This window comes from Limosilactobacillus rudii, from assembly GCF_014145455.1.
GTDB lineage: Bacteria > Bacillota > Bacilli > Lactobacillales > Lactobacillaceae > Limosilactobacillus > Limosilactobacillus rudii.
In genome coordinates, this window is sequence record NZ_JACIVB010000044.1 from 1 (window position 1) to 3,042 (window position 3,042).

The following is a 3,042-nucleotide window of genomic DNA, read 5'->3' on the forward strand; positions in this document are numbered from 1 at the left end:
ATTCCAGCATCACAAACGATTAAGTTCGTTGATGAAAGTGGCAACACGCTCCGTGAAAACAATGTTCAAACGAGTGAATTTACCCGGACACCAGATGTTGTTGATACCGTAACTGGTAAGACGATTACGGAAGGCTCATGGAATGAAACTAGCCACAAGTTTGGCACGATCAACGTTCCAGTAATTGATGGCTACGTTGCAACTGTCAAGACTGCCGGTGGATTAACAGCAACTACTGAGAATCCAAATGTTGTAACTGAAGTTGTCTACAAGAAGGTTGGTAAGATCATCCCGGTTGATCCATCAGGAAAGCCAATTCCAAATGTACCAACCCCAAGTTACCCGAACGATCCAACTGATCCAACGACGGTAACACCGGATGAACCAGTACCAAGTATTCCTGGTTACACTCCAGAAGTACCGACAGTAACACCAACTGATCCTGGTAAGGACACCCCAGTTGTTTACCACCCAGTAGACAACACACAAAACGCTCAAGTTCGTTACATTGACTTGACTAACAACGAAGAACTTGCTAACTCAGGTAACTTGAGCGGTCAACCAGGTGACAAGATTAACTACAGTACTGCCGATGAAATCAAGGCTCTTGAAGATAAAGGCTATGTTCTTGTAAATGATGGTTTCCCAGCAGATGCCGCATTTGACAATGATAAGGATCATGACCAAGTCTTCACTGTTACATTCCGTCACGGTACGCAACCAGTTAACCCTAATGAACCAGGTAAGCCGGGTCAACCAATTAATCCAAATGATCCAGACGGTCCTAAGTACCCACAAGGATCAGACCAAGTAACCAAGAATGTTACGCGGACGATTCAATACGTTGACGAAAATGGTAATAAGATCAGTGATCCAGTTGAACAAACTGTTAACTTCACTGCTGAAGGTGTTCTCGATAAGGTAACTGGTCAATGGACAACACCATTAACTTGGAGTGGCAGTCAATCTGTTGCTGGTGTTAAGTCACCAGTTGTTGATGGATACCACTTGGTAAGCATTGACCGCGATGGTGATGGTAACAACGTTAAGGGTGTAACGCTTAGCCATGAAAATGATAGCTACACGGTAACTGTTAAATACGCTAAGAACGGTAAGATTGTGCCAGTTGATCCATCAGGAAAGCCAATTCCAAATGTACCAACTCCACAATACCCAACGGACCCATCAAACCCAGCGAAGGTAACACCAAATGAACCAGTGCCAAGTATTCCAGGATTTGTTCCTGAAGTGCCAACAGTAACGCCAACTAACCCTGGTACGGACACACCAGTTCACTACAACCCAGTGGTTAATGACCAAACTGCCATTGTTAACTATGTTGATCAGGACAACAACAATGCTCAAATCGCAACTTCTGGTGACTTAACTGGTAAGCCGGGCAGTGTCATTGATTACAGCACGGCAACAACAATTAAGCAATTGGAAGATCAAGGTTACGTCTTAGTAAGTGATGGCTTCCCAGCAGGTGCAGTCTTCGATAATGATGACAGCACAACACAAACTTACACGGTAGTCTTGAAGCACGGTACAACAACCTTCAAGCCGGATAAGCCAGGAACACCGGGTGAACCAATTAACCCTAACTACCCTGACGGTCCAAAGGTAACTAATGAAGATGTTGATTATCTTAAGGATGTTAAGTTTACTGTCCACTATGTTGGAGCAGGAAATAACAACCCAGCAGATAATGTTCAAAATGCTCGCTGGACACGTTCAATCACAGTTGACAATGTTACTGGTAACATTATTAGCTCAACTGAATGGGTAAGTAATAAGGACAGCTATGATAACGTTAAGACCCCTGTGGTTGATGGTTACCATGCTGACCGGGCCCAAGTTGATGGACAAAAGGTAACGATGGATGATCAAGAAGCTACTGTTACTTACGCACCAAACGGTAAGATCGTTCCAGTTGACCCTGACGGTAACCCAATTCCGAATGCGCCAACACCGCAATACCCAACGGATCCAACTAATCCAACGACGGTAACACCGGATGAACCAGTACCAAGTGTTCCAGGGTACAAGCCAAGTGTACCAACAGTAACGCCAACTAACCCTGGAGTTGATACGCCAGTTAAGTACGTTCCAAATACGGTTACGCCAAAGCCGGCTGATGATCAAACAGCGATTGTTAACTACGTTGACCAAGATGAAAACAACAAGGTAATTACTACTTCTGGTAACCTCGTTGGTAAACCTGGCAACAAGATTGATTACAGTACGGCAACCACGATTGAAGAACTTGAAGCCCAAGGTTACGAATTAGTGAGCGATGGTTTCCCGGCTAACGCAACGTTTGATGATAATACGGACGTTAACCAAGTCTTCACAGTTGTCTTGAAGCATGGTCACGCTCCAGTTGGACCAAATAATCCACATGAGCCAGGTACGCCAGTCAACCCTGGTGAACCAAACGGACCAAAGTGGCCAGCTAAGGATAACTACACGAAAGACTACACATCTACTGTTCACTTCGTGGATAACAACGGTAACAAGATGCGTGATGATGATGTCCAAACTTCAACTTGGACACGGACGTTGATTATCGACAAGGTTACTGGCGAGATTCTTAACCCTAACGAAAACTGGACTTCTGATAAGGACAGCTATAACGAAGTTAAGGTACCAGTAATTAATGGTTACGTTGCGGACAAGGCTAATGTTCCAGCCAAGAAAGCAGTTCAACGAAACATTGAAGATACAGTAACCTACACTAAAGTTGGTAATATTGTCCCAGTTGATCCAAATGGTAACCCAATTCCAAATGTACCAGTTGTGCCATACACGAATGATCCAACGGATCCGACGAAGGTCGTACCAAACGAACCGGTACCAACAGTTCCAGGAATGACGCCAAATGTCACGACCGTTACACCGGATCGTCCAACAGTTGATACTCCAGTAGTCTACACGACGCCAACGCCGGTAACACCAACTACACCGACTAAGCCACAAGCTTCAACCACGCCAGAAACTCCTGCCCAGCCAGCAGAACCGGCAACACCGGCTGCACCAACA

1 protein-coding gene is annotated in these 3,042 nt (G+C 45.1%); it reads left to right on the plus strand.

What is annotated here, in order from left to right:
- The coding region (locus H5S39_RS03375; protein ID WP_182596920.1) for a mucin-binding protein at positions 1–3,042 on the plus strand (3,042 nt) is incomplete at both ends.